The sequence below is a fragment of the Streptomyces sp. NPDC101490 genome (assembly GCF_044767145.1).
Taxonomy (GTDB): domain Bacteria; phylum Actinomycetota; class Actinomycetes; order Streptomycetales; family Streptomycetaceae; genus Streptomyces.
On record NZ_JBIWNI010000017.1, the window covers coordinates 144,643 to 169,530 of the forward strand.

Below are 24,888 nucleotides of genomic sequence, written 5' to 3' on the forward strand. Positions count from 1 at the left end.
CCGTCAGCGGCCGCGCAGGCGGCGCACCAGGATGCTCGCGTCGCCCCGGGACTCCAGGTCGGCCAGGACGACCGCGACGGCCTCCCGGACGATCCGGCCCCGGTCCACGGCGAGACCGTGCTCACCGCGGAGCACCAGCCGGGCGTGCTCCAGGTCCATCAGCTCCTCGGCGGAGACGTAGACCGTGATCTTCTCGTCGTGACGCTCACGGCCGCTGGGCCGCCGGTTCGGGGCCCTGCCGCCGCGCCGCCGTGCCGCCGGTGCGGGCACCGGGGCGGTGGGCGCGGTCCTGGGCCCGGTGGCCTCCGGCTCCGCCGTCCGGGCGCGGGGCTCGGCGGACTCGGAGTCGGCGGCCGTGTGCTCCGAGGGGCCCTCGGCCGCCGCCGGGTCGCCCCCGCCCGAGGGGGCCGGGACGGTCCGGCGGGGTGCGGACGCCTGGAGCGCCGTTCCCCCGGTCGTACGGAAGAGTTCGTCGGCCCCGGGCAGACTCACTCGGCGTGACACCGGGCGAGCACCTCCCTGGCGAGCTGGCGGTAGGCGGCGGCACCCACCGAGTTGGAGGCGTAGGTGGTGATGGGCTCGCCCGCGACGGTGGTCTCGGGGAAGCGCACGGTCCGCCCGATGACCGTGTGGTAGACGTGCTCGTCGAAGGCCTCGACGACGCGCGCGAGGACCTCGCGGCTGTGCACCGTGCGGGAGTCGTACATCGTGGCGAGGATGCCGTCGAGCTCCAGCTCGGGGTTGAGCCGCTCCTGGACCTTCTCGATGGTCTCGGTCAGCAGCGCCACTCCGCGCAGCGCGAAGAACTCGCACTCCAGCGGCACGATGACCTTGTGAGCCGCCGTCAGGGCGTTCACGGTCAGCAGGCCGAGCGAGGGCTGACAGTCGATCACGATGTAGTCGTAGTCGTTCATCAGCGGCTTCAGGGCCCGCTGGAGCGTCGACTCGCGCGCGACCTCGCTGACCAGCTGGACTTCGGCGGCCGAGAGGTCGATGTTGCTCGGCAGCAGGTCCATGTTGGGCACGGCGGTCTTGAGGAGGACCTCGTCGGCCGACATGCCCCGCTCCATGAGCAGGTTGTAGACGGTGAGGTCGAGCTCCATCGGGTTCACGCCGAGGCCGACCGACAGGGCTCCCTGCGGGTCGAAGTCGACGAGCAGCACCCGGCGGCCGTACTCGGCGAGCGCGGCACCCAGGTTGATGGTCGACGTGGTCTTGCCGACGCCGCCCTTCTGGTTGCACATCGCGATGATCTTCGCGGGGCCGTGGTCGGTCAGGGGACCGGGGATCGGGAAGTACGGCAGGGGCCGTCCGGTCGGGCCGATCCGCTCGCGGCGCTGGCGGGCAGCGTCGGGTGCGAGGGTGGCCGCGTACTCCGGGTCGGGCTCGTACTCGGCGTCGGGGTCGTAGAAGTGCCCCTCGGGCACCTCGTCGTAGGCGGCGAAGTGGGTGGACTCTCGGCCCATCTCGTTGCCGGCCGTGGCGTTCACGTGTAGGCCGTCCATCGTCTTCATCGTGTGGGCTGTCGTCATGGGCTGGTGCGTCGCGAAGGTCCGCACCGCGACGGAGCCGATCGGAGCACCTGGCGCACCGCTCCCGGGAGTAATTGTCGACTCATTCACAAGTCGTCTTACCTCCTTGGATGTCACCAGGAACATTTATCGATAGGTCAGCGTGGCACCATGCCGACGGTTGGCGACTCTATGGCGTGTCACCGCTCCGCAGCAACACAATCCGCCGGACCCGGCCCGATGTGTCGGCAACCGAACACGTCTCTGTCAAGGGTGCGCAGCCATGCATCCACACGTTTCGGGGATGCGCGAATCGGTTAAAGGGTCACGTTCGAGGCGAGTTGGCCGAACGTTCCGGCAGGTCCGCAGACACGACCGGCCGGACCTTGTCGAACAAGGTCCGGCCGGGTGCGTGGCATTGACGGCACGCGTTGACGGCGCCGCCGGGGTCAGCCCAGGAGGCTGCTCAGCTCGACGTGGTCGAGGCCGTGCGCCTCGGCGACCTCCTTGTAAACCACCTTGCCGTCATGGGTGTTGAGGCCCAGACCGAGGGCGGCGTCGCGGCGCAGCGCCTCGACCCAGCCGTTGTTCGCCAGCGACACGATGTAGGGCATCGTGGCGTTGGTGAGGGCGTAGGTGGAGGTGTTCGGGACCGCGCCCGGCATGTTGGCGACGCAGTAGAAGACCGAGTTGTGGACCTGGAAGGTCGGCTCGGCGTGGGTGGTCGGGTGCGAGTCCTCGAAGCAGCCGCCCTGGTCGATCGCGATGTCGACAAGGACACTTCCGGGCTTCATCTTGGCGACGAGCTCGTTGGTGACCAGCTTCGGGGCCTTGGCGCCCGGGATGAGGACGGCGCCGATGACGAGGTCGGCCTCGACGACGGCCTTCTCCAGCTCGTAGGCGTTGGAGACGATCGTCTGCACCCGGGTGCCGAAGATCTTGTCGGCCTCGCGGAGCTTGTTGATGTCCTTGTCGAGCAGGGTCACGTGGAAGCCCATGCCGACGGCGATCTGGGTGGCGTTCCAGCCGGAGACGCCGCCGCCGATGACCACGGCCCTGCCCGCGTGGGTGCCGGGGACGCCGCCAGGGAGGACGCCACGGCCGCCGGCCGAGCGCATCAGGTGGTAGGCGCCGACCTGCGGGGCCAGCCGGCCCGCGACCTCGGACATCGGGGCCAGCAGCGGGAGCGCGCGGTTGGCGGTCTCGACGGTCTCGTACGCGATGGCGGTGGTGCCGGAGGCGAGGAGCGCGTCCGTGCACTCGCGGGAGGCGGCGAGGTGCAGGTAGGTGAAGAGGGTCTGGTCCTTGCGGAGGCGGTGGTACTCCTCGGCGATGGGCTCCTTGACCTTGAGCAGCAGGTCGGCGGCGGCCCAGACCTCGTCGGCGGTGGGGAGGATCTCGGCGCCCGCGGCGACGTACTCCGCGTCCGTGATCGAGGAGCCGACACCGGCGTTCTGCTCGACGAGCACCTGGTGGCCGTGGCGGACGAGCTCGTGGACACCGGCGGGGGTGATGGCCACGCGGAACTCGTTGTTCTTGACCTCGCGGGGGATGCCGACCTTCATCGTCGATCACGGTCCTTGAATCAGGGGGATAACTGGGGCATGGCGATACATACCCGGAGGCGTCACGGCACACCGGGGCAGACCACGTTCACACGCGGCGGACCCAGTCTAATGAAGGACTTCCCGCTGTCTAGCCTTTCAAAGTACTAATCTTTCCTGGACCCACTACGGATTTCGTAGGCAGGGGATTCCGTTTCCAGCAGTCTGTCCGCCGCGGCCCGGTGCAGCCGGGCCGCGGCCGGGTCGCCGAGCCGGTCGAGGGTGTCGGCCAGCCTCAGCCGGAGCGCCGCCTGGAGCCGGACGTCCTGCGCGCGCCGCGCCCACTCCACCGCCTCCTCGCAGGTCCGCAGCGACTCCTCGGGACGCCCCGCGTACTCCTGGACCCGGGCCGCCTCGCTCAACGCCCGTGCGTAGCCCGGGAGATCGTCGATCCGCCGGTGCCCCGCCGCGGCGGCCCGCCAGTTGCGCAGGGCCTCGCCGTACCGGCCCGCGTACGTCTGCACGGCGCCGAGGCGCCCGTACAGCCGGGCCTGGTCGGCGCGCTCCTCCCGGGCGAGCCGCTGGGCGAGCGCCCGCCCGTACCAGTCGGCGGCCCGGTGCCAGTCGCCCAGCTCCTGGTAGGAGCCGCCTACGGATTCCATCGCGCGGCCGGTGGCGTACGGGTCGTTCGCGGCCCGTCCTGCGTCCAGCGCGGCCCGGTAGCGGACCAGGGCGTCCCGGGTGCGGCCGGTGCGGGCGTCGAGATCGGCCAGGTTCAGCAGGGCGGCGGCCCGCTCGCGGTGCAGGCCCCGCCGCTCGGCCACGTCCAGGACCAGCCGGTGGAGCCCGTACAGCTCGGGTGCGGCGGCCTCGGCACCCCGGTGCGCGGCGAGGGCCCTGACCAGCGAGGCGACCAGTCGGCGGGCCAGGGTGTCCAGCTCCCCGTCGGCGACGGCGAGCCGGGCGCAGGCGAGCAGGAAGGACTGCCGGGTGCGCAGCCAGGCGGCGGCCTCGGTCGCGTTCGGGAAGCGCAGGGCACGGGGCAGACCGGCCAGCTTCCGGCGGGCGGGCGAGTCCTCGGGCTCGGTGACCGCACGGCACGACTGGAGCAGCCGTACGGTCCGCTCCAGCATCCGGGCCCGCGCGAGCTGCACCTCGGCGGGCCGGTCGTGCTCCTCCAGCTGGGCGCGGAGCAGGGGGACGAGGTGGCCGGGCACCTCGTACTGGCCGTCGCCGACGTCCCGGACCACGCCCAGGGCGGCGAAGTCGGCGAGGGTGGTGGCGGCGGCCGAGACCGAGCAGCCGGCCAGGGCGGAGGCGGTGTGGGCGTCGGCGCGGCCGAGCGGGGCGAGGACCAGGAACCGCAGTATCCGGGCTGCGGTCCCGGGCAGCGCCTCGTGGGCGAGGAGGAAGGCCCTGGTGAGCGGGTCGCCGTTGCGGGCCCGGAGCCTCTTGGCGAGGTCGGCGACGGAGATCCTGGGGTGGGTGGCGAGCCAGCCACCGGCCAGGACGACGGCGGCCGGCAGTCCGCCGCACTCCTCCACGAGGGTCTCCGCGGCCTGCGGGTCGACGGTGACGCGAACGGAGCCGGTGTAGGCGGTGAGCAGTTCGATGGCCGACTTGGGGTCGAGTCCGCCGAGGGTGCAGGGCCGTACGTCGGGGATGCCGGTCAGCGGGCCCCGGGCGACGCCGATCACCAGGCTGTCGGGGTTGTCGGGGATCAGCGGGTCTGCCTGCTCGGCGTCGACGGCGTCGTCGAGGACCAGGACGGCCCGGCGCCCGGCGAGGGCGCCCCGGACGAGTTCGGTCAGCTCGTCCTCGGCGGCTCCCGGGGGTTCGGCGACCGCGAGGGCGGCCAGCAGTTCCCGGGCGACCCGGGCGGTGGGGACGGGGTCGCCGCCGGGTTCGGTGAGCCGGGCCCGGAAGATCCCGTCCGGGTAGCGGTCCGCGAGTCCGGCGATCAGCTCCTCGGCGAGCGCGGTGCGTCCGGAGCCGGGGCGGCCCGCGATGAGCAGGACGCGGGCGCGGGGCGCCTTGCGGCCGGTGAGGGTGTCGAGGCCGGTCCGCCCGATGTCGGCGCGCAGGGCCTTCAACTCCCGCTGCCGGCCGAAGAACTGCCGGCTGCCGGCCGCTGCCACAGCCTGATCCGTCACGGGCCACGCTCCCGTCCACCTGCGCACGAGCCGATCCCGCGGGGGACTCCGCACGGGCGATTCCGAGCGTAGTTCAGGGCGTGGCACGGACCCGGCGGAGCAGGGCGGGCACATCGCCCGATCGGATCAGCGGATGGTCACACCGCACCACCGTTCGCCGGAGCCGAGGGCCCGTGCGGGGGCCCGTCGCGGGGGCCGGGCGCGACCACCCGTCGCCAGGTGCCGGAGGCCGGACGCCGGGGCGCTCCCGCCCACCGCGAGGTGCCGGGCGCCGGCACCCCGTACCCCCACACCCCGGGAACACGCACTGCCCCCTCCCCCGCCCGCCCCACCGGGGCACTACGCCTCGAAGGGGCGGGCGGGCCAGGGCGCGTCGGCCGGACGGAGGGCGTCCAGGCCCTCGCCCGCCCGCGCGGCGGCCAGTGACAGGACGCCGACGACCAGGCAGTTGTTGTGCAGCTCACCGGCGAGGACGCCCCGGACGAGGTCCGTGAGCGGCACCCGGGCCAGCTCCATGTCGGCCTCCTCGTCGGAGACCTCGAAGCGCTCCCCCGCCGCCTCCGAGACGCCCCGGGCGAGGAAGATCCGTACGGCCTCGTCGGAGCCGCCCGGCGTGGTGTAGACGTCGGCCAGCACCCGCCAGTCCGCCGCCTTGACGTGCGCCTCCTCGTACAGCTCGCGCTCCGCCGCGCGCAGCGGGTTCTCCCCGGGCACGTCGAGGAGTCCGGCCGGGATCTCCCAGAGCTTGTGCCGCACGGGGTGGCGGTACTGACGGAGCACCAGCACCCGGTCCCGCTCGTCGAGGGCGAGCACGGCCACCGAGCCGGGGTGGACCTGGTAGTCGCGGCGCGCGACCGTGCCGTCCGGCATCTCGACGTCGTCCGTGCGGACACTGGTCTTCTTGCCCGTGAAGGGGGTCGCGGTGGCCGTGACCCGCCACTCCTCCGGGGTGTCCTTCACCTGCATGAGCTGTCCTCCCACATACGAAAACCGGGGTACGGGCCCTCGAAGGGCCCGTACCCCGGCAACGGTAACGCCAGGAACCGACAGGTCGGTTACTTCGCCGTCCGGCCCGTCTTGCGCTCGACGGCCGCCTTGACCAGGCCCGCGAAGAGCGGGTGCGGGCGGGTCGGGCGGGAGCGGAGCTCCGGGTGCGCCTGGGTGGCGACCAGGTAGGGGTGGATCTCGCGCGGGTACTCGACGTACTCGACGAGCTTGTTGTCCGGGGAGGTGCCGGAGAAGACCAGACCGGCCTTCTTCTCCAGCTCCGCGCGGTAGGAGTTGTTCACCTCGTAGCGGTGCCGGTGGCGCTCGTCCACGTACGGCTGGTCGTCGTAGACCTCGCGGACGATCGAGCCCTCGGCGAGCTTCGCCGGGTAGAGGCCGAGGCGCATGGTGCCGCCCAGGTCGCCCGCGCCCTCGACGTACGCCAGCTGCTCCTCCATCGTCGAGACGACGGGGTGCGCGGTGGCCGGGTCGAACTCGGTGGAGTTGGCCTCGGGGATGCCCGCCAGGTTCCGGGCCGCCTCGATGACGATGCACTGGAGGCCCAGGCAGATGCCGAGCAGCGGCACCTTGTTCTCCCGGGCGTACTGGATCGCGCCGACCTTGCCGCTCACACCGCGGTCGCCGAAGCCGCCGGGGATGAGGACCGCGTCGACGTCGCCGAGCTGCTTCTCGGCGTCGGCCGGGGTCTTGCAGTCGTCGGAGGTGACCCACTTGACCTTGACGCGCGCCTTGTTGGCGAAGCCGCCGGCCCGCATGGCCTCGGTGACCGAGAGGTACGCGTCGGGCAGGTCGATGTACTTGCCGACGAGCGCGACGGTGACCTCGTGGTCGGGGTTGTGGACGCGGTCCAGGAGGTCCTCCCAGACGGTCCAGTCCACATCGCGGAAGGGCAGGTCGAGCTTGCGGACGACATAGGCGTCCAGGCCCTCGGAGTGCAGCACCTTCGGGATGTCGTAGATCGACTTGGCGTCGATCGCGGCGACCACGGCGGCTTCGTCGACGTCGCACATCAGCGAGATCTTGCGCTTGATGGCGGTCGGGACCTCGCGGTCGGCGCGCAGCACGATCGCGTCGGGCTGGATGCCGATGTTGCGCAGCGCGGCGACGGAGTGCTGGGTCGGCTTGGTCTTCAGCTCGCCGGAGGGGCCGATGTAGGGCAGCAGCGAGATGTGCACGACGAAGACGTTGTCCCGGCCGACCTCGTGGCGGACCTGGCGGACGGTCTCCAGGAACGGCAGCGACTCGATGTCGCCGACCGTGCCGCCGACCTCGGTGATGACGACGTCGACGTCGTCGGCGGCCATCCGGCGGATGCGGGACTTGATCTCGTTGGTGATGTGCGGGATGACCTGCACGGTGTCACCGAGGTACTCGCCGCGCCGCTCCTTGGCGATGACCTGGGAGTAGACCTGGCCGGTGGTGACGTTGGCCGAGCCGTCGAGGTCGACGTCGAGGAAGCGCTCGTAGTGGCCGATGTCCAGGTCGGTCTCGGCGCCGTCGTTGGTGACGAACACCTCGCCGTGCTGGAAGGGGTTCATCGTGCCGGGGTCGACGTTCAGGTACGGGTCGAGCTTCTGCATCGTGACCCGCAGGCCGCGGGCCTTGAGGAGCGCACCCAGGCTGGAGGCGGTCAGGCCCTTGCCGAGGGAGGAGGCGACACCCCCGGTGACGAAGATGTGCTTGGTCGTCGTGGTTTTGGGCGGCATCGCCAAGAGGGGGCTCCCGTGGTCGCGTTTGGAGGTGCGTACCGGCGTGCCCTCCGGAAGAATCGGGGGGTGCCGTCGCTGCGGTTTCGGTGTCCTCGGCTCTCGCCGTTTCCCACCGGTCCACGGGGTACCAGGGTATCAGCGACATCGGGAGACCGCTTCCGGCCACACGGGGCAGTCGGGTGCACACGGACGGCGACACGAATAGCGGCTCGGGGCCCACTCCGGAGCGGAGGATCGCATTCATTCACCCGAACGGAGCAACGGCGTTACCGGTGTGATCACCAGGTCACTAGGGTGCGACGTATTCTGCTCGGACGTTCCCCACCGAGCCGACCGGCCAGCGGCACCACCCCGCCCGTCACCCGGACCAAGAGCTCGTCGAAGACCCCTTGACCGCTGACAAACGGCGCCGGCCGACATCCCCCGGCGCGATTCCAAGCAAGCGCCCCGCGGGGCGGACATGGCCGTTCGACTGGAGTGAAGCACGTGGCCGGGCGCATCGAGGATTACGCACTCATCGGAGACATGCAGACAGCCGCGCTGGTCTGCCGGGACGGCAGCGTCGACTGGCTGTGCCTCCCCCGCTTCGACTCGCACGCGGTCTTCGCGGGACTGCTCGGCACCGAGGAACACGGGTTCTGGCGGGTGGGACCCGCCGGGCCCCCCGACGCCGATCCCGCCCCGGCCGACCGGCGCCGCTACGTGGGCGACTCGCTGGTCCTGGAGTCCGAGTGGGACACCCCGCGCGGCACGGTCCGGGTGACCGACTTCATGCCCCCGCGCGAAGGGGCCCCGCAGCTCATCCGGATCGTGGAGGGCGTCTCCGGCCGGGTCCGGATGCGGTCCGCGCTGCGGATGCGGTTCAGCTACGGCCGGATCGTGCCCTGGGTCCACAAGGTCGGCGACCGCACCGTCGCCGTCGCCGGGCCCGACTCGGTCTGGCTGGACACCGAGGCCGAGACCCACGGCAAGGACCTCACGACGTACTCCGACTTCACCGTGGGCCCCGGCGAGCGGATCGCGTTCACGCTGTCCTGGCAGCCCTCCCACCGGGAGCCGCCCGCGCTGCCCGACCCCGAGGGCGCCCTCACCGCGACCGCCGACTTCTGGCGCGACTGGGTCGAACACTGCACCTACCACGGCCCCTACCGGGAGGCGGTGGTCCGCTCCCTGATCACCCTGAAGGCGCTGACGTACGCGCCGACCGGCGGGATCGTGGCGGCGCCGACGACCTCGCTGCCCGAGGAGATCGGCGGCGTCCGCAACTGGGACTACCGCTACACCTGGCTGCGGGACGCGGCGATCACCCTCTCCTCCATGCTGCGCACCGGTTACCGCGAGGAGGCCCGCGCCTGGCGGGACTGGCTGCTGCGCGCGGTCGCGGGCGACCCGGAGAACCTCCAGATCATGTACGGCATCGCGGGCGAGCGGGAGCTCGGCGAGGCGGAGCTGGACTGGCTGCCGGGGTACGAGAACTCCGGCCCGGTCCGGGTCGGCAACGGCGCCGCCAACCAGCTCCAGCTGGACGTGTACGGCGAGGTCACCGAGGCCCTCCACCTCGCGCACATGACGGGCCTCTCCCGCAACGACTACGCCTCGCTCCTCCAGATCAAGCTGATCAAGTACCTGGAGAAGCACTGGGACCAGCCCGACGAGGGCATCTGGGAGGTGCGCGGCCCGCGCCGCCACTTCGTCCACTCCAAGGTGATGGCCTGGGTGGCCGTCGACCGCACGATCAAGCTCATCGAGTCCGGGGACGCGGACGGCCCGCTGGAGCGCTGGCGGGAGCTGCGCGACGAGATCCACCGGGACGTCTGCGAGAAGGGCTACGACCGGGAGCGGAACACCTTCACCCAGTCGTACGGCTCCAAGGAGCTGGACGCCTCGCTGCTGCTGATCCCGCAGATGGGCTTCCTGCCGCCGGACGACAAGCGGGTCATCGGCACGATCGAGGCGATCCAGCGGGAGCTGTCCACCGAGGACGGCTTCGTGCTGCGCTACCCGACGTCCGGCGAGGAGGCGGGGGTCGACGGCCTGGAGGGCGACGAGGGCGCGTTCCTGGCCTGCTCGTTCTGGCTGGCGGACGATCTGGCGATGATCGGACGGGTCGACGAGGCCCGCACGCTCTTCGAGAAGCTCCTCGCGCTCCGCAACGACCTGGGGCTGCTCGCCGAGGAGTGGGACCCCGTGCTCCAGCGGCAGGTGGGCAACTTCCCGCAGGCCTTCAGCCATGTGCCGCTGATCGACACGGCCCTGCGGCTGACCGCGAGCGGCGCGTACGGCGGCTGACACGGGGCCGCTGCCCGGGGTGGTCCGGGCAGCGGCACCACCCCGGGAGTGACGCAGGACACACTCGACAGGGAGTCCGGCAATTCCCCTCCCGGCTTGACGAGTTGTCACCCCCGTGCACGAAGGGTCCGGACCCGTGACCGTGGGGTGATGTCGCCGGAACAGGGACGCGGGTAGCGTCCGGCCCCATGGACAATCAGGGCGGGATCACCGTGCAGCGGGCGCTCGAACTCCCGGGCCTGCGCGGCGGACTCCCGGAGGTGATGGCCGGGGCGGACCGGCTGCACCGCACGGTGCGCTGGGTGCACGCCGGCGAGGTGCCGAACATCGCGTCGCTGCTCAAGGGCGGCGAACTGCTGCTGACCACCGGACTCGGCCTCGGCACCAGGCCCGCCGAGCAGCGGGCCTTCGTCCGGCGGCTCGCCGACCGGGGCATCGCCGCCCTCGTCGTCGAGCTGGGACCGCGCTTCGCCCGGCTGCCCGCGACGATAGTGGAGACCGCGCGGACCACCGGCCTTCCGCTGGTGCAGCTGCACCGCGAAGTCCCCTTCGTGGCCGTCACCGAAGAGATCCACACCGAGATCGTCAACGGCCACTACGCCCTCCAGCGGCAGGCCGAGGAGGTCCACCGGCAGTGCACCGAGGCGCTGCTCGGCGGCGGCGGCATCCCGCAGGTGCTGCGCATCCTCTCCGACTTCGCCGCGAACCCCGTCTTCCTGGAGACCCCCGACGGACAGCTGCTGTACGCGGCGGGCACCGAGTCGGGGCCCGCCGACCCGCTGCAGGTCTGGGACGGGCTGCGCGGCAGGCGGGCGGCCCGCGAGTCGGGCCCGCCGACCGGCACGGTCCTGGTCGACGTCCCCGGCGGCGGGCCCGGCACCTCGTCCGTACGGGCCCGGCTGGTGCTGCTCTCGGTCTCCGGCGCCCTCTCCCCCGTGCACCGGATGGCGGCCGAGCGGGCGGCCGGACTCCTCGCGGTCGTCCTCATGCAGGCCCGGCAGGAGGAGGAGCTGGCCGCGCGGGGCCGGGGCGACTTCCTCACGGACCTCGCGGAGGGCCGGATCGCGGCCGAGGACGCCCCGGCCCAGGCCCGGGTGCTCGGCTTCAAGCCGGGCGAGGGGCCGCTCCTGCCGGTGGTGATGCGGCTGGCGGCGGAGTCCCCTTCGGGGAACTGGGCGCTGCTGGCGCGCGCCGTCCTGGAGGAGCTGGCGTCCGTCGGCGTCCCGGTCCTGCTGGGCGTCCGCCCGGTCGAGGGCCGGGTGCCGCTGCTGCTCGGCCTGCGTTCGGAGTCGGAGCGCACGGCGGTCGCCGACCGGGTCGCGGCGGCGCTGCGCGCGGGCGTGGAGCGCGCCGGTCTCGAACGCGCCGGGGCGCACCCGCCGGTGGTCGTCGTGGGCGTGGCGGGCGGCTGGGCGGCCGCCTCAGCGGGCCTGCGGCACGCGGCGGAGACGGCGACGGCCGCGCAGGGCCTGTCGGACCGCCCCTGGTACGACGCCCGGCGGCTCGACATCGACCTGCTGCTGTGGCGGCTGCACTTCCACGGCGACACGGTCCTCGCGGCGTTCGTGGACCGGGCGATCGGGCCGCTGCGCGAGCACGACCGCACCTCCCGGCCGCCGCTCCTGCCGACCCTGGAGACGTATCTGGCGCACGCGGGCCGCAAGGCGGAGACCGCCCGGGAACTGCACCTCAACCGCCAGACCCTCTACAACCGGCTGGCCCGGATCTCCGAGCTCCTGGGCACCGACCTGGACGACCCGCAGACGGTCCTGGCCCTCTCCCTCGCGCTCAGGGCCCGGCGGCACACCCCTTAGCCACCGCTGGGGACGGGCGCTACCGGTGGCGGCTACGGGTGGGGGCGGCCACCGGCGGGAACGGCTACCGCCCCGCCAGCTCGTCGTACACGCTCAGGACGTGCGCCACCGTCTCGTCCTCGGTGGGCCAGGTCCGCGCCTGCACCCGGCCCGCGGCCGCCAGGTCCATCCGGCGGTCCACGTCGTCGAGGAGCCCGCGCACCGCCCCGGCCAGGGCCTCCGCATCCCCGTACGGCACGAGTTCCGCCGCGTCCCCGACGAGTTCGGGCACACCGCCGACCGCCGTGGCGACCAGCGGGACGCCCAGCCTCAGCGCCTCCTGGGCCAGCAGGGACCGGGCCTCCCACCGGGACGGGAGCACCGCCACGTCCGCCGCGGCCAGGAGTTCGGCGACGTCCTCGCGCCGTCCGATCAGCCGCACCGGCAGGTCCTCGTCGGCGATCCGCCGCTGGAGCCGGGCCCGTTCGGGACCCTCCCCCGCGATCACCAGGAGGGGCTGCGGGTCGAGGTCCCGCCACACCCGCGCCGCGTCGAGCAGCGTCCCGTGGCCCCGCCCCGGTTCGAGCGCCCCGACCGCCATCAGGAGCGGGCGCGCCACGGCGCCCAGCTCGGCGCGGGCCTTGCCGTCGTGGAGACAGACCGCACCGCGCGCGGGCGGCACGGTGACGGGGGCCAGCCGGGCGTCCCGCGCGCCGCGCCGGCGCGCTCGGTCGACGAGTTCGGACGAGGTGCCGAGCACGACGGTCGCGGCCCGCGCGGCCCGGCGTTCCAGGAGGCGCAGCACCCCGCCGCGCGCCCCGGCGGCGTCGACACGGCTGTCCCAGGTCGTCACCAGCGGCACCCGCCCGGTCCCGCCGCCCGCCAGCGCCAGCGCGGCCCGCACCGAGGCCTGGAAGCCGTGCGCGTGGACGACGTCCGCGCCGATGCAGGTGTTGCGGAGCAGGGCGACCGTCGAGGGGTCACCGAGGCGCGGCAGCGGCACGAAGCGCGCGCCCGCGCCGAGGTAGTCGTAGACGCGGTCGAGCTCGGCGGGGGCGCACACGGTCACCCGCACGCCCCTCGCCACCAGCCCCGAGGCGAGTGAGCGCACGTGCGCGCTGCTGCCCGCGCTGCGGCCGCCCAGCACTTGGACCGTACGGAGCTGTGTCACGCGCCCAAGGATGCCAGTCCGCGCGGCCGTCCGTACGCACGTTCCGCCACCGAAGTGACGTGTCTCGCACCGGCGTTGCCCCGTGCGGGCGGCCCCCGGCGCCCGGGCCGACCCTCCCGGGGTTCACCCACCCGGGTGAGCGTACGGCGGGTTCGCGCCCTCCGCCCAGCAGACGGCGGCGACGAGACCGACGGCGTGGGCGGCGAGTCCGAGCCGCCCGTTGCCCTCGGCGATCGCACTGCCGACGGCGGCCCCCAAGGCGCACGCGCCGGTGCCACCGAGCATGGTGCGCTCCCCGAGATCGTCCCCCAGGACGGCCGCGACGGCCCCCATGGGCGCGGCCGCGAGGTCCCCGCGCAGCAGCCCGGGGGCGCCGAGCGCGAGCACCGTGAGGCCCGCCCGCCCCGGCCGTACGTCCACGAGGTCCACTAGGGCGTGTTTCAAAAGTGGCGTCGTCTGCCCGGAGGGCAGGCCTGGCGGCGTCTGGTGCGTGCGATCGCAAGGCGGAGGGTCGCCCCGATACTGGTGGTATCGGGGTGATCCCGACAACGCGGCGAGCGTGCGTGCCAGGCGTCGCCAGGCAGGCGGGACTTTCGAAACCCGCCCTAGGCGCGCGGTCCCCGCGATGACGACGGCGGCGAGGACCTGGTCCACGGGCCGCTCCTTGAGGAGCGCCCCGGCCACCAGCGAGGCGGCCCCGATCCCCAGGAGCTTGACGGTGCCGCTGGTCACCCGGCCGTCGCGGAGCGCCGCGAGGTGCGCCCGGGATCCGCGCCGCTGGTCGCCCCGCACGTCGTCGTACGCCCCGCAGGCCCCGGCGGCCAGGACGGCGAACGCGGCGGGCCCGCGCCCGGCGCCGACGGCGGCGCCGAGGGCCACGGCGGGCCCGGCCCACAGGCCGACGTCCCGCCCGGCGTGGTTCGGCCGGACCCACCGGTCACCGCCGCGCGCCCGCAGCCCGGCGTACCCGGCCCGGCTCGCCCCGGCGGCCAGGACGAAGGCGCCGAGGAGCCCGCCGGTCCCCCGGGCGGGGCGGGTCATCCGTCGGCCCGCGCCGCCGCCAGGAGTTCCTCCGCGTGGGCCCTGGCGGTCTCGGAGTCCTCCTGGCCCGCGAGCATCCGGGACAGTTCCCGGACGCGGTCCTCGCCCTCCAGGACCGTGACGCCGGAGCGGGTCACGGAGCCGTCGCTGGTCTTCTCGACGAGCAGCTGCCGGTCGGCGAAGGCGGCGACCTGCGGGAGGTGGGTGACGACGACGACCTGCGCGGTCTTCGCGAGCTTGGCGAGCCTGCGGCCGATCTCGACCGCCGCCTTGCCGCCGACGCCCGCGTCGACCTCGTCGAAGAGGTACGTCGGCACCGGGTCCGTCCCCGCGAAGACGACCTCCACCGCGAGCATCACCCGGGACAGCTCACCGCCGGACGCGCCCTTGGCGATGGGCCTCGGCGGGGCGCCCGGGTGCGGGGCCAGCAGCAGTTCGACCTCGTCGGCGCCGGACGGGCCGTACGCGACCCGACGCCCGCCGACCTCGACTCCCTCGGGGTCGGCGGTCTGCCGGATGTCGAAGGAGACGCGCGCGTGGGGCATGGCGAGCGAGGCCAGTTCGGCGGTGACGGCGGCGGCGAACCGGTCCGCCGTCTCCGTACGGGCGTCGGTCAGGCCCTGGGCCAGCTCCGACAGCTCGTCGCGGAGCCTGTCCCGCTCGGCGGTGAGTTCCCCGACGCGCTCGTCGTCGCCGTCCAGCTCGCCGAGCCGTCCCGCGCTCTCCTCCGCCCACGCCAGGACGGCGGCGATGTCCTCGCCGTACTTCCGGGTGAGCTGGGTGAGCGCGGCCCGGCGCTCCTCCACGGCGGCGAGCCGCCGCGGATCGGCGTCCAGGGCGTCGGCGTACCCGGCCAGCTCGGTGGCCACGTCCCCGAGCAGGATGGAGATCTCACCGGTCCGGTCGGCGAGCGCGGCCAGCACCGGATCGTGCGACCGTACGGCCTCCAGGGCGCGGCCCGCACCGGCGACGAGCGTGGTCGCGTCGACGGACTCCGGGTCCTCGGGGACGCCCGCGAGCGCGGCGTGCGCGAGCGCGGCGGCGGACGCCAGGGCCTCGGCGTGACCGAGCCGCTCCGCCTCCGCGGCCAGCTCGGTGTCCTCCCCCGCGCGCGGGGCGACGGCCTCGATCTCCGTCAGCCCGAACCGCAGCAGATCCGCCTCCTGGGCCCGCTCCCGGGCCCGGGTGGTGATCTCGTCGAGTTCCGTCGCGACGGCCCGCAGCCGCCGGTAGGCCTCCCCGTAGGCGGCGAGCGGCCCGGAGACCGCCCCGCCCGCGTACCGGTCGAGCGCGCCGCGCTGCCGGGCGGGCTTGAGCAGCCCCTGCTGGTCGGTCTGGCCGTGGACGGCGACGAGTTCGTCGGCGAGTTCGGCGAGCAGCCCGACGGGCACCGAGCGCCCGCCGAGGTGGGCCCGCGAGCGGCCCTCCGCCGAGACGGTGCGGCTGACGAGCAGCACGCCCTCGTCGAGCTCCGCGCCCGCCTCCTCGGCGCGCACGGCGGCGGGCGTGCCCGCGGGCACGCTGATCCGCCCCTCGACGACGGCCGACGCCGCGCCGATCCGCACCAGGGCCGGGTCGGCGCGACCGCCGAGCAGCAGCCCGAGGCTGGTCACCACCATCGTCTTGCCCGCACCGGTCTCACCGGTCACCGCGGTGAAACCGGGCGACAGCTCGACCACCGCGTCGTCGATGACCCCGAGCGACCGTATCCGCATCTCCTCCAGCACGCCCCAGACCATACGAGGTTTCTCCGCCGCGATGCGACACGGGCCCCGGGCGTAACCCTCCGGCGCGCCGTTCGTTCGACCCGCCGGAGCCGTGTCAGCGGGGTGCGCCCCGCCACCCCGACACGGGGAGGGCGAACTTGGCGACGAGCCGGTCGGTGAAGGAGGCGTGGTGCAGCCGGGCGAGCCGCACCGGCACGGCGCCCCGCCGCACCTCGACCCGCGCGCCCGCCGGAAGCTCCACGGTCCGCCGCCCGTCGCACCACAGCACCCCGTGCGGGGTGTGCGGCTCGATCTCGACGGCGAGGACGGACTCGGGGGTGGTGACCAGAGGCTTGGCGAAGAGGGCGTGGGCGCCGATCGGCACCATGAGCAGCGCCTCGACCTCCGGCCAGATGACCGGGCCGCCCGCCGAGAAGGCGTAGGCCGTGGACCCGGTGGGTGTCGCGCAGATCACCCCGTCGCAGCCGAAGCCGGTCACCGGGCGTCCGTCGATCGCGAGGACGACCTCCAGCATCCGCTCCGGGGAGACCTTCTGCACGGCCGCCTCGTTGAGCGCCCAGTCGCGGTGCAGGACGTCGCCGTTCTCGTACACGACGACGTCGAGGGTCATCCGCTCCTCGACCTCGTACGCCCTCGTCACGACCCGGTCGACGACCTTGTCGAGGTCGTCGCGCTCCGCCTCCGCGAGGAAGCCGACCCGGCCGAGGTTGACGCCGAGCATCGGGACGCCGGAGGCGCGGGAGAACTCGGCGCCGCGCAGCAGGGTGCCGTCACCGCCGAGGACGACGAGGAGTTCACAGCCGTCGAGCGCGTCCGGGCAGTCTTCGGGCACCTTCTCGACGGACGGCGGGAGCGGCAGGTCCTCGGCCTCCTGCTCCATGACGCGGACGACGATGCCGCAACGCAGCAGTCCGAGGACCACCAGCTCGGCGCTGCGCACGGCGGCCGGCCTGCCGGTGTGCGCGAGCAGGAAGACGGTACGTGGTGCGGTCTCTGATGGTGCCTCTGGTGCGGTCTCTGGTGCTGTTGCCCTTGAGCTCAACGAGGTCCTTCCGCCACGGCGCGGTCGACATCCGCCGGATCCAGCGCGGGCGCGCCCGCCCGCAGCCACAGAAAGTACTCGACGTTGCCGGAGGGGCCGGGCAGCGGGCTGGCGGTGACGCCCAGGACACCGAGTCCGAGCTCCGCGGCCCGCCGGGCCACGTTCTTCACGGTGTCCGCGCGGAGTTCGGCGCTGCGGACGACTCCGCCGCTGCCGAGCCGCTCCTTGCCCACCTCGAACTGCGGCTTCACCATGAGGACGAGGTCGGCGCCGGGCGCCGTACAGGCGGCGAGGGCGGGCAGGACCAGGCCGAGCGGGATGAAGGACAGGTCGCCGACGACCAGGTCGACGGGGACGCCGTCGATCGCGTCGAGCGTCAACTCGCGTACGTTCGTACGGTCCTTCACGGTGACCCGCTCATCGCTCTGGAGCGACCAGGCGAGCTGTCCGTAGCCGACGTCGACGGCGACGACATGGGCGGCACCGGCCCGCAGCAGGACGTCGGTGAAGCCGCCGGTGGACGCCCCGGCGTCCAGGGCGCGCCGCCCCTCGACCACCAGGCCGAGGGGGGCGAAGGCGGCGAGGGCCCCGGCGAGCTTGTGGCCGCCGCGCGACACGTAGTCGGGGTCGGAGCCGTCCTCGACCACGACGATCGCCGCGGCGGTCTCGACCTGGGTGGCGGGCTTGGTGGCGACGGTCTTGCCGACGGTCACCCGGCCCGCGGCGATCAGCTGGCTGGCGTGTTCGCGCGAGCGCGCCAGCTTGCGCCGGACCAGCTCGGCGTCGAGTCGGCGGCGTGCCACTCCTGCCACGGTGGGTTCAGCTCCTGTTGTCGTGCGGACGGGGGTCGGGAAGCGCGTCGAGCGAGGTCAGCTCGGCGCGCAGTCCTCGGTGTACATCCTCGTACACCTGCGGGTGTCCGTCCGCCGGGAGGTCGTCCACCTCGGCGAGACGCGCCAGGTGGGCGTCGACGCCGGGGTGCCCGGTGGGCCGCCGTCCGACGCCGAGCGGGGCCGCTCCGGCGGGTTCGTGGGCGTCCCGCGGGCCCGTCTCGTCCAGGGGCCCCGGTGCGGGCATAGCGTCGTTCATGGCCCCGACGCTACCGCGAACGTCTGGGGTACGGTCGTCCCGATGGCGACGATCACTGAGTGCCGCGGCGCACTGGACAGACTCTCGGACGGCCTCGCGCGGGCGGACGGCGACGTGCGCGGGGCCGCCGCGCTCGACCGCACGCTGAGCTGCCACGTCACGGACCTGGACACCACGTTCACCGGCCGTCTGACCGGGGGCCGGATCGTGGTCGGGTCGACGGTGGCGGGACCGCCGCCGACGAAGGCCCAGATCCGGCTGGCGATGACCGGGGACGACCTGGTGGCGATGGTGGGCGGCGAGCTGAACTTCGCGAAGGCGTGGGCGTCGGGCCGGGTCAGGCTGGAGGCGGGCTTCCGCGACCTGCTCAAGCTCCGCGCGCTGCTGTAGGACCGGGGCCCCGCGGGCCGCCGGGACCCGCTCACTTCCGCAGCGCGGGCTCCTGGGATGCCCCGGGCTCCGCCGGGGAGTCGGCCGGAACCGCCTCGGACGCGGTCCGGACCTGGCGGGGCGCGCGGCCCCGGCGACCGGCGGGGACGACCAGCGGTGTGCCCGTCTCCGGGTCCTCGATGACCTGGCAGCGCAGCCCGAAGACCCGCTCGACGAGTGCGGCGGTCACGACCTCGGCCGGCGGCCCCTCGGCGACGACCTGGCCGTCGCGGACGGCGATCAGGTGGGTCGCGTACCGGGCCGCGTGGTTCAGGTCGTGCAGGACGGCGACGAGCGTACGGCCCTGGGTCTCGTGCAGCTCGGCGCAGAGGTCGAGCACGTCGATCTGGTGCTGGATGTCGAGGTACGTCGTCGGCTCGTCCAGCAGGAGCAGCGGGGTCTGCTGGGCGAGCGCCATGGCGATCCAGACGCGCTGGCGCTGGCCGCCGGAGAGCTCGTCCACGTACCGCCCGGCCAGTTCGGCGACCCCGGTCGCCTCCATGGACTCCTGGGTGATCCGCTCGTCCTCGGGGGACCACTGGCGCAGCAGCCCCTGGTGGGGGTAGCGGCCACGGGCGACGAGGTCGGCGACGGTGATGCCGTCGGGGGCCACGGAGGTCTGCGGCAGCAGGCCGAGGGTCTTGGCGACCTTCTTGGCGGGCAGCGAGTGGATCGACTGCCCGTCGAGCAGGACGCGGCCCTCGCTGGGCTTCAGCATCCGGGAGAGGGCGCGCAACAGGGTGGACTTCCCGCAGGCGTTGGGGCCGACGATGACGGTGAACGAGTGGTCGGGGATCTCGACGGACAGCTCACGGGCGATGACCCGCTGCTCGTACGCCAGAGTGACCGATTCCGCGCTCAGTCGCTGCTGCCGACCGTCCATGCCCGTGCTCCCGTAAACCCTCGCCCCAACAAAGTTAGGTTAGCCTACCCAATTTACGCACCGGGGCACGCCAGGACGTACTCCGGCCGGAACGCGCGGGGCCGCCGCCCGACCGCCGCCCGACCGCCCGGGGGCAGGCCGGATGCCGTACGGAGCGCTGTCCCAGGACGCTTCGAACCTGACGGCTCGGGCAGCCCGGACGGTCTGAGCGCCTGTCGGCCTGAGAACCTGAGGGCCCAGGCCCGTTGTCCCGCCCCGCCCCGTCGCCAGGTCCGTACTCCAGCCGGACCGAGTCCCGTCCCGACCCGAGCCCCGACCTGTTCCGGACCTGTTCCGGACCTCACAGCCCCGAACAGCCCCGACCGACCGGAGCCCCCGGCAGACTCCGCACCGGGCCCCCGGCCCCCGGCCCCCGGGCCGCACCAGCCCCTACAGCCCCAGCCGCGCCAAGGCCTTGCCCGCGTCCGGAACACCCTCCGAGCCACCCACGGAGCGCCCCCCGGAGACAGCCGCACCACCACTCCCGGAGGCATCTCCGGAAGCACCCGCGTCGGCCGCCGCCCAAGCAGCCCCGCAGAGCGCCCGCACGCCGTCCATCACGTCCGCCGCACCGCCGTCCGGACCGTCGAGAACCAGTTCGCCCCCGCGCACCGAGGCCCGCCACTCCCCGCACGCGAAGCCGCCGTCCCCGTCCGCGACGACCTCCGGCTGCGGGACGAGCAGCCCCCGCAGATCGGCGGCGACGTAGGTCGGCCGGTGCGCGGGCACCGCCCCCAGCAGCTGCGGAACGTCGGTCACCCCGGTGAGCACCAGCAGCGAGTCCACCCCGCCGTTGAACGCCCCCTCGATGTCCGTGTCCAGCCGGTCCCCGACGACCAGCGGCCGGAGCGCCCCGGTCCGCAGCACCGTCTCCCGGTGCATCGGGGGCAGCGGCTTGCCCGCCACCTTCGGCTCGAACCGGCCGCCGGTGGCGATCCGTACGACTTCCACCGCCGCCCCGTTGCCCGGCCCGATGCCCCGCGCCCCCGGGATCGTGAGGTCCGTGTTGGAGGCGTACCAGGGCAGCCCCCGCGCCACCGCGTAGCCGGCCTCCGCGAAGCGGCTCCAGGGCGTCTCCGGCCCGCCGAACCCCTGTACGACCGCCACCGGCAGGTCGTCCGCCGAGTCCACCGGTACGAGCCCCCGCTCGCGCAGCGCGACCCGCAGCCCCTCGCCGCCGACGACCAGGACCCGGGAGCCGGGGGGCACGTCGTCGGCGATCAGCCGGGCGACCGCCTGCGCGGAGGTGATCACATCACCGGCTTCGGCGGGCACCCCCAGCTCGGTGAGGTGCGCGGCGACCGCGTCCGGCGTCCGCAGCGCGTTGTTGGTGACGTACGCGAGCCGCATCCCGCCCGCCCGGGCCGTACCCAGTGCCCCGACAGCGTGCGGAACGGCCTCACCGCCCGCGTACACCACCCCGTCCAGGTCGAGCAGTGCCGTGTCGTACGCCTCGCTCAGCGGCAGCGCGCTGCTCCCCGGCAGCACTCCGCCGTCGTTCCGCCGTCCCTGGCCGTTCCGCACCGTCACCGCACGCTCCTCGTCTCACCGGGGGTGAACGCCCCGCTCCCCCGATCATCGCTCATGACCACCCGCCACATAGGATGACGAGATGAACACCTCAGGTCACGCGGCCGACGCCGTCCGCGACGACACCGGAGGGCTGCGCCTCGCCCCGTTCCGCGGACTGCGGTACGTCCCCGAGCGCGTCGGCAGCCTCGCCGCGGTGACGTCTCCTCCCTATGACGTCGTCGTACGACCTGACGGACTGCTGGAACTGGAATCCGCCGATCCGTACAACATCGTGCGGCTGATCCTCCCGCAGGCGATCACCGCGGGCACCCGTCACCGCAAGGCCGCCGCCACTCTCGACCGCTGGCTCGCCGACGGCGTCCTCGCCCCGGACCCCGAGCCCGCGCTCTACGTGTACGAGCAACAGGGCGACGGCGTCCTCCAGCGCGGTGTCATCGGGGCCCTGGAGCTCTCCACCCCCGCCGAGGGGGTCGTCCTCCCCCACGAGGACGTCATGCCGCACGTCGTGGAGGACCGCGCCGCCCTGATGCGGACCACGGCCGCGAACCTGGAGCCGCTGCTCCTGACGTACGTCGGGGAGGGCGACGGCGTGGACGAGGTCGTCGGGCGCACGGTCCACCGCGAGCCGCTCCTCGCCACCACGACGGAGGACGGGTTCCACCACCGGCTGTGGGCGGTGACCGACCCGGCCGAGCAGGCCACGGTGGCCGCCAAGCTCGGCCGCCACCAGGCGCTCATCGCCGACGGCCACCACCGCTGGGCGACCTACCTGCGTCTTCGCGGGGAACACGTGTCGCCGGGCCCGTGGAACTACGGTCTGGTCCTGCTCGTGGACACCGCCCGCTACCCGCTGCGGGTCCGCGCCATCCACCGGCTCCTCAACCGCCTGCCGGTCGCCGAGGCCCTCGCCGCCCTGGACGGTTCGTTCCGGGTGCGGCGCGTCGACCGGCCGCTGCCGGCCGCCCTGGAGGCCCTGGCAGCGGCGGCGGCCGGGGGGAACGCCTTCCTGCTCGCGGGCGACGGCCCCTTCCATCTGGTGGACCGCCCCGATCCCGCGCTCCTCGACCGCACGGTCCGCGCGGACCGCCCGGAGGCCTGGCGGACCCTGGACGCGACGGTCCTGCACGCCACGCTCCTCGAACACGTCTGGGGCATCCCGGACGCGCCGGAGGACATCGCCTACATCCACGACGCGGCCGCCGCGGTCGACCAGGCGGAACGCCGTGGCGGTACGGCGGTCCTCATGCACCCGGTGTGCGAGGACGTCGTACGGGACCTGGCCCGCCAGGGTGTCACGATGCCCCGCAAGTCGACCTCGTTCGGCCCGAAGCCCGCGACGGGCCTGGTCCTCAGGAGTCTGGCGCTCGACTGAGCGTCCCGGAAACGGCGAAGGGGCGGCACCCGGATGGGTACCGCCCCTCAGTTCACGCGAGAACCACGTCAGCTCTTGTCGCCGGCCTTGTCGTCGCCGGCACTGCCCTCGTCGTCCCTGTCGTCGGACTCGTCGTCGTCCTCGTCGTCCTCGTCGAGATCGACATCGTCCCCGGCCGCCTGCGCGTCCTCGGTGACATCCTCGTCGGAGTCCTCGTCGGAGTCGTCGAACGCGTCGACGAACTCGACGCCGTCCAGCTCGGCGAGCCGGTCCGAGGCGTCCGTGACGCCGTCCTTGTCGGCCTCCAGAGCCTTGGCGAACCACTCCCGCGCCTCGGTCTCCCGCCCGGCGGCGAGCAGCGCGTCGGCGTAGGCGTACCGCAGACGCGCGGTCCACGGGTGGTTGGCGCTGGACGCCAGCTCGGGGCTCTGCAGCGTCACGATCGCCGCGTCGAGCTGCCCGAGGTCACGGCGGGCACCGGCGGCCACCAGCCGCATCTCGACCTGCCCGGCCTTGTCGAGCTTCTGCACCTCGGACTCGCCGGCCATGGCCAGCGCGCGCTCGGGGCGGCCGAGACCACGCTCGCAGTCGGCCATCACGGGCCACAGCTCGACACCACCGCTCATCCGGCGGGCGGCACGGAACTCGGCCAGCGCCTCGGAGTACTTCTGCGTGGCGTACGCGGCGAAGCCGGCGGCCTCGCGCACGGCGGCGACGCGGGAGGCGAGCCGCAGAGCGACCCTGGAGTAGCCGTACGCCTTCTCCGGGTCCTCGTCGATCAGCTGGGCGACCATGACGAGGTTGCGGGCGACTTCCTCGGCCAGCCCCTTGGGCAGGCTCATCAGCTCCTGGCGTACGTCCGGGTCGATCTCCTCACCGGTGACCTCCGGCGGGATCGGCAGGCGCTTGATGGGCGCGCGGTCGCTCCGCTCCCGGTCGTCACGGCCCTGGTACCCACCGCGGTCGCCACGGTCGTCGCGCCCCCGGTATCCACCCCGGCTGTCGCCACCCCGGTCGTCACGCCGGAAGCCGCCGCCACCGCCGCCACGGTTGTCGTCACGCTGCCCGTACGAGGGACGCTCGTCCCGACGGAACAACGGACGGTCGCCACCACGGCTGTCATCCCGGCGGAACGACGAAGGACGGTCGCCGCCCCGGTCGTCACGACGGAAGCCGCCGCCACCGCCCCGGTTGTCACCACCGCGATTGTCGTCACGGCGGAAGGAGGAGGGACGCTCGCCACCACGGTTGTCGTCACGGCGGAAACCGCCACCACTGCCCCGGTTGTCGCCACCACGGTCGTCACGCTGCCCGTACGAGGGACGCTCGTCCCGACGGAAGCCGCCGCCACGGTTGTCATCACGGCGGAACGACGAGGGGCGCTCGCCACCCCGGTCGTCACGACGGAACCCGCCGCCACCGCCGCCACGGTTGTCGTCACGCTGTCCGTACGAGGGACGCTCGTCCCGACGGAACGACGGACGGTCACCACCACGGCTGTCATCACGCCGGAAACCGCCGCCACGGTTGTCACCACCGCGATTGTCGTCGCGGCGGAAGGAGGAGGGGCGCTCGCCACCACGGTTGTCGTCGCGGCGGAAACCGCCGCCACTGCCCCGGTTGTCGCCACCACGGTCGTCGCGCTGTCCGTACGAGGGACGGTCGTCCCGACGGAACGACGGACGGTCACCACCACGGTCGTCACGACGGAACCCACCACCGCCACGGTTGTCGCCACCGCGGTTGTCGTCACGCCGGAAGCCACCACCGCCCCGGTTGTCGCCACCACGGTCGTCACGCTGCCCGTACGAGGGACGCTCGTCCCGACGGAAACCGCCGCCACGGTTGTCACCACCGCGATTGTCGTCGCGACGGAAGGACGAGGGACGCTCGCCACCACGATTGTCGTCACGGCGGAAGGAGGAGGGACGCTCGCCACCACGATTGTCATCGCGGCGGAAACCGCCGCCACTGCCCCGGTTGTCGCCGCCCCGGTCGTCACGCTGTCCGTACGAGGGACGGTCGTCCCGACGGAACGACGGACGGTCACCACCACGGTCGTCACGACGGAACCCACCACCACGGTTGTCACCACCGCGATTGTCGTCACGCCGGAAGCCACCACTGCCCCGGTTGTCGCCACCACGGTCGTCACGCTGCCCGTACGAGGGACGGTCGCCACCACGGTCGTCACGACGGAAACCGCCGCCGCCACCGCCACGGTTGTCGTCACGTCGCGGGCCTCGGAAGCCGCCCCGGTCGCCACCGGCGCCGTCCGTACGACGCGGCTCGCGCTCCGGACGGTCGTCGGGAGAGTTGGTGGACATCGGTGTGACTCCTGTCTTCGGGTACTGCAGTCATTCTCGCGCAGCCGGCACTCGGCCGCGCATCGGAAAAGTCAAGCAAAAAACAAAAGGACCCCTGGTCCCAGCGTGAACGCTGGGACCAGGGGTCCTGAAGAATTGTTCGGCGGCGTCCTACTCTCCCACAGGGTCCCCCCTGCAGTACCATCGGCGCTGAAAGGCTTAGCTTCCGGGTTCGGAATGTAACCGGGC

The 24,888-nt window shown here is 73.5% G+C and carries 19 protein-coding genes, 1 rRNA gene and 1 pseudogene; 4 read left to right on the forward strand and 17 right to left on the reverse strand.

Features of this window, described 5'->3' with window-relative positions:
- Nucleotides 1–3 precede the first annotated feature (3 nt).
- From ACIRQY_RS26270 to ACIRQY_RS26295, 6 genes are all read right to left on the reverse strand, one after another.
- A complete protein-coding gene (locus ACIRQY_RS26270; protein ID WP_351788998.1) occupies nucleotides 4–504 on the reverse strand; it encodes a hypothetical protein in 501 nt (166 codons plus the stop codon).
- Nucleotides 489–1,514: a ParA family protein gene (locus ACIRQY_RS26275; RefSeq protein ID WP_351789048.1), complete on the reverse strand. Its 1,026-nt coding sequence runs from the start codon at nucleotides 1,512–1,514 to the stop codon at nucleotides 489–491. The genes ACIRQY_RS26270 and ACIRQY_RS26275 overlap by 16 nt, the downstream gene beginning before the upstream one ends.
- Before the next feature lie 446 nt (nucleotides 1,515–1,960).
- Nucleotides 1,961–3,076, reverse strand: a complete 1,116-nt coding sequence (gene ald, locus ACIRQY_RS26280) for an alanine dehydrogenase (RefSeq protein ID WP_403929935.1) — start codon at nucleotides 3,074–3,076, stop codon at nucleotides 1,961–1,963.
- Nucleotides 3,077–3,222: 146 nt separating this feature from the next.
- On the reverse strand, nucleotides 3,223–5,208 hold the full coding sequence (locus ACIRQY_RS26285; RefSeq protein ID WP_403929938.1) for a tetratricopeptide repeat protein: 1,986 nt from the start codon (nucleotides 5,206–5,208) through the stop codon (nucleotides 3,223–3,225).
- Nucleotides 5,209–5,547: 339 nt separating this feature from the next.
- A complete protein-coding gene (locus ACIRQY_RS26290; protein WP_351789007.1) occupies nucleotides 5,548–6,174 on the reverse strand; it encodes an NUDIX hydrolase in 627 nt (208 codons plus the stop codon).
- A gap of 89 nt (nucleotides 6,175–6,263) precedes the next feature.
- Complete coding sequence (locus ACIRQY_RS26295; RefSeq protein ID WP_351789010.1) at nucleotides 6,264–7,922, reverse strand: CTP synthase; 1,659 nt, start codon at nucleotides 7,920–7,922, stop codon at nucleotides 6,264–6,266.
- Between the two features lie 489 nt (nucleotides 7,923–8,411).
- Between ACIRQY_RS26295 and ACIRQY_RS26300 the strand changes: the two genes are divergently transcribed.
- Entirely contained in the window at nucleotides 8,412–10,214 is a 1,803-nt protein-coding gene (locus ACIRQY_RS26300; protein WP_351789013.1) for a glycoside hydrolase family 15 protein, read from the forward strand.
- A 188-nt stretch (nucleotides 10,215–10,402) separates the two neighbouring features.
- Nucleotides 10,403–12,028 (forward strand): PucR family transcriptional regulator, encoded by a 1,626-nt coding sequence (locus tag ACIRQY_RS26305; protein WP_351789015.1) that lies wholly within the window; start codon nucleotides 10,403–10,405, stop codon nucleotides 12,026–12,028.
- 64 nt (nucleotides 12,029–12,092) lie between these two features.
- Here ACIRQY_RS26305 and ACIRQY_RS26310 read toward each other — a convergent pair whose 3' ends face one another.
- The 6 genes from ACIRQY_RS26310 to ACIRQY_RS26335 all read right to left on the reverse strand — a co-directional run bounded on the left by ACIRQY_RS26310 (nucleotide 12,093) and on the right by ACIRQY_RS26335 (nucleotide 18,065).
- The gene (locus ACIRQY_RS26310) at nucleotides 12,093–13,178 is read right to left on the reverse strand and encodes a glycosyltransferase family 4 protein (protein ID WP_351797011.1); all 1,086 of its coding nucleotides are present in this window, start codon (nucleotides 13,176–13,178) and stop codon (nucleotides 12,093–12,095) included.
- A 123-nt stretch (nucleotides 13,179–13,301) separates the two neighbouring features.
- Entirely contained in the window at nucleotides 13,302–14,219 is a 918-nt protein-coding gene (locus ACIRQY_RS26315; RefSeq protein ID WP_403929943.1) for a hypothetical protein, read from the reverse strand.
- A complete protein-coding gene (recN, locus tag ACIRQY_RS26320) occupies nucleotides 14,216–15,958 on the reverse strand; it encodes a DNA repair protein RecN (protein WP_403929945.1) in 1,743 nt (580 codons plus the stop codon). Before recN ends, ACIRQY_RS26315 begins: the two co-directional genes overlap by 4 nt.
- 82 nt (nucleotides 15,959–16,040) lie before the next feature.
- Nucleotides 16,041–16,988, reverse strand: a complete 948-nt coding sequence (locus ACIRQY_RS26325; RefSeq protein WP_351796926.1) for an NAD kinase — start codon at nucleotides 16,986–16,988, stop codon at nucleotides 16,041–16,043.
- Nucleotides 16,985–17,800 (reverse strand): TlyA family RNA methyltransferase, encoded by an 816-nt coding sequence (locus ACIRQY_RS26330; protein WP_403929949.1) that lies wholly within the window; start codon nucleotides 17,798–17,800, stop codon nucleotides 16,985–16,987. Before ACIRQY_RS26330 ends, ACIRQY_RS26325 begins: the two co-directional genes overlap by 4 nt.
- A gap of 7 nt (nucleotides 17,801–17,807) precedes the next feature.
- Nucleotides 17,808–18,065 carry a hypothetical protein gene (locus ACIRQY_RS26335; RefSeq protein WP_403929984.1) on the reverse strand — a complete coding sequence of 86 codons (258 nt, stop codon included), beginning with the start codon at nucleotides 18,063–18,065 and terminating at the stop codon, nucleotides 17,808–17,810.
- A gap of 54 nt (nucleotides 18,066–18,119) precedes the next feature.
- On the opposite strand from ACIRQY_RS26335, the gene ACIRQY_RS26340 reads away from it, so the two are divergent.
- Entirely contained in the window at nucleotides 18,120–18,467 is a 348-nt protein-coding gene (locus ACIRQY_RS26340) for an SCP2 sterol-binding domain-containing protein (RefSeq protein ID WP_403929952.1), read from the forward strand.
- A 31-nt stretch (nucleotides 18,468–18,498) separates the two neighbouring features.
- On the opposite strand, the gene ACIRQY_RS26345 is transcribed toward ACIRQY_RS26340, so the two are convergent.
- Nucleotides 18,499–19,389 (reverse strand): ABC transporter ATP-binding protein, encoded by an 891-nt coding sequence (locus ACIRQY_RS26345; protein ID WP_403929955.1) that lies wholly within the window; start codon nucleotides 19,387–19,389, stop codon nucleotides 18,499–18,501.
- Nucleotides 19,390–19,818: 429 nt separating this feature from the next.
- The gene (locus tag ACIRQY_RS26350) at nucleotides 19,819–20,952 is read right to left on the reverse strand and encodes an HAD hydrolase-like protein (protein WP_403929986.1); all 1,134 of its coding nucleotides are present in this window, start codon (nucleotides 20,950–20,952) and stop codon (nucleotides 19,819–19,821) included.
- Between the two features lie 88 nt (nucleotides 20,953–21,040).
- On the opposite strand from ACIRQY_RS26350, the gene ACIRQY_RS26355 reads away from it, so the two are divergent.
- Complete coding sequence (locus tag ACIRQY_RS26355) at nucleotides 21,041–22,333, forward strand: DUF1015 domain-containing protein (protein WP_403929958.1); 1,293 nt, start codon at nucleotides 21,041–21,043, stop codon at nucleotides 22,331–22,333.
- A gap of 68 nt (nucleotides 22,334–22,401) precedes the next feature.
- Here ACIRQY_RS26355 and ACIRQY_RS26360 read toward each other — a convergent pair whose 3' ends face one another.
- From ACIRQY_RS26360 to rrf, 3 genes and pseudogenes are all read right to left on the reverse strand, one after another.
- On the reverse strand, nucleotides 22,402–23,175 hold the full coding sequence (locus tag ACIRQY_RS26360; protein WP_403929989.1) for a hypothetical protein: 774 nt from the start codon (nucleotides 23,173–23,175) through the stop codon (nucleotides 22,402–22,404).
- Between the two features lie 591 nt (nucleotides 23,176–23,766).
- Nucleotides 23,767–24,660 (reverse strand): annotated as a pseudogene (locus ACIRQY_RS26365) (tetratricopeptide repeat protein); the annotation flags it as partial.
- Between the two features lie 137 nt (nucleotides 24,661–24,797).
- Nucleotides 24,798–24,888 (reverse strand): 5S ribosomal RNA (rrf, locus tag ACIRQY_RS26370); the annotation flags it as partial.

Coding starts and splice junctions, on each gene's coding strand:
- ACIRQY_RS26315 (WP_403929943.1), bottom strand. CDS start 14,219: ATGACCCGCCCCGCCCGGGGGACCGGCGGGCTCCTCGGCGCCTTCGTC.
- ACIRQY_RS26360 (WP_403929989.1), bottom strand. CDS start 23,175: ATGAGCCTGCCCAAGGGGCTGGCCGAGGAAGTCGCCCGCAACCTCGTC.
- recN (WP_403929945.1), bottom strand. CDS start 15,958: ATGGTCTGGGGCGTGCTGGAGGAGATGCGGATACGGTCGCTCGGGGTC.
- ACIRQY_RS26345 (WP_403929955.1), bottom strand. CDS start 19,389: ATGGACGGTCGGCAGCAGCGACTGAGCGCGGAATCGGTCACTCTGGCG.
- ald (WP_403929935.1), bottom strand. CDS start 3,076: ATGAAGGTCGGCATCCCCCGCGAGGTCAAGAACAACGAGTTCCGCGTG.
- ACIRQY_RS26290 (WP_351789007.1), bottom strand. CDS start 6,174: ATGCAGGTGAAGGACACCCCGGAGGAGTGGCGGGTCACGGCCACCGCG.
- ACIRQY_RS26305 (WP_351789015.1), top strand. CDS start 10,403: ATGGACAATCAGGGCGGGATCACCGTGCAGCGGGCGCTCGAACTCCCG.
- ACIRQY_RS26295 (WP_351789010.1), bottom strand. CDS start 7,922: ATGCCGCCCAAAACCACGACGACCAAGCACATCTTCGTCACCGGGGGT.
- ACIRQY_RS26340 (WP_403929952.1), top strand. CDS start 18,120: ATGGCGACGATCACTGAGTGCCGCGGCGCACTGGACAGACTCTCGGAC.
- ACIRQY_RS26275 (WP_351789048.1), bottom strand. CDS start 1,514: ATGAAGACGATGGACGGCCTACACGTGAACGCCACGGCCGGCAACGAG.
- ACIRQY_RS26335 (WP_403929984.1), bottom strand. CDS start 18,065: ATGCCCGCACCGGGGCCCCTGGACGAGACGGGCCCGCGGGACGCCCAC.
- ACIRQY_RS26355 (WP_403929958.1), top strand. CDS start 21,041: ATGAACACCTCAGGTCACGCGGCCGACGCCGTCCGCGACGACACCGGA.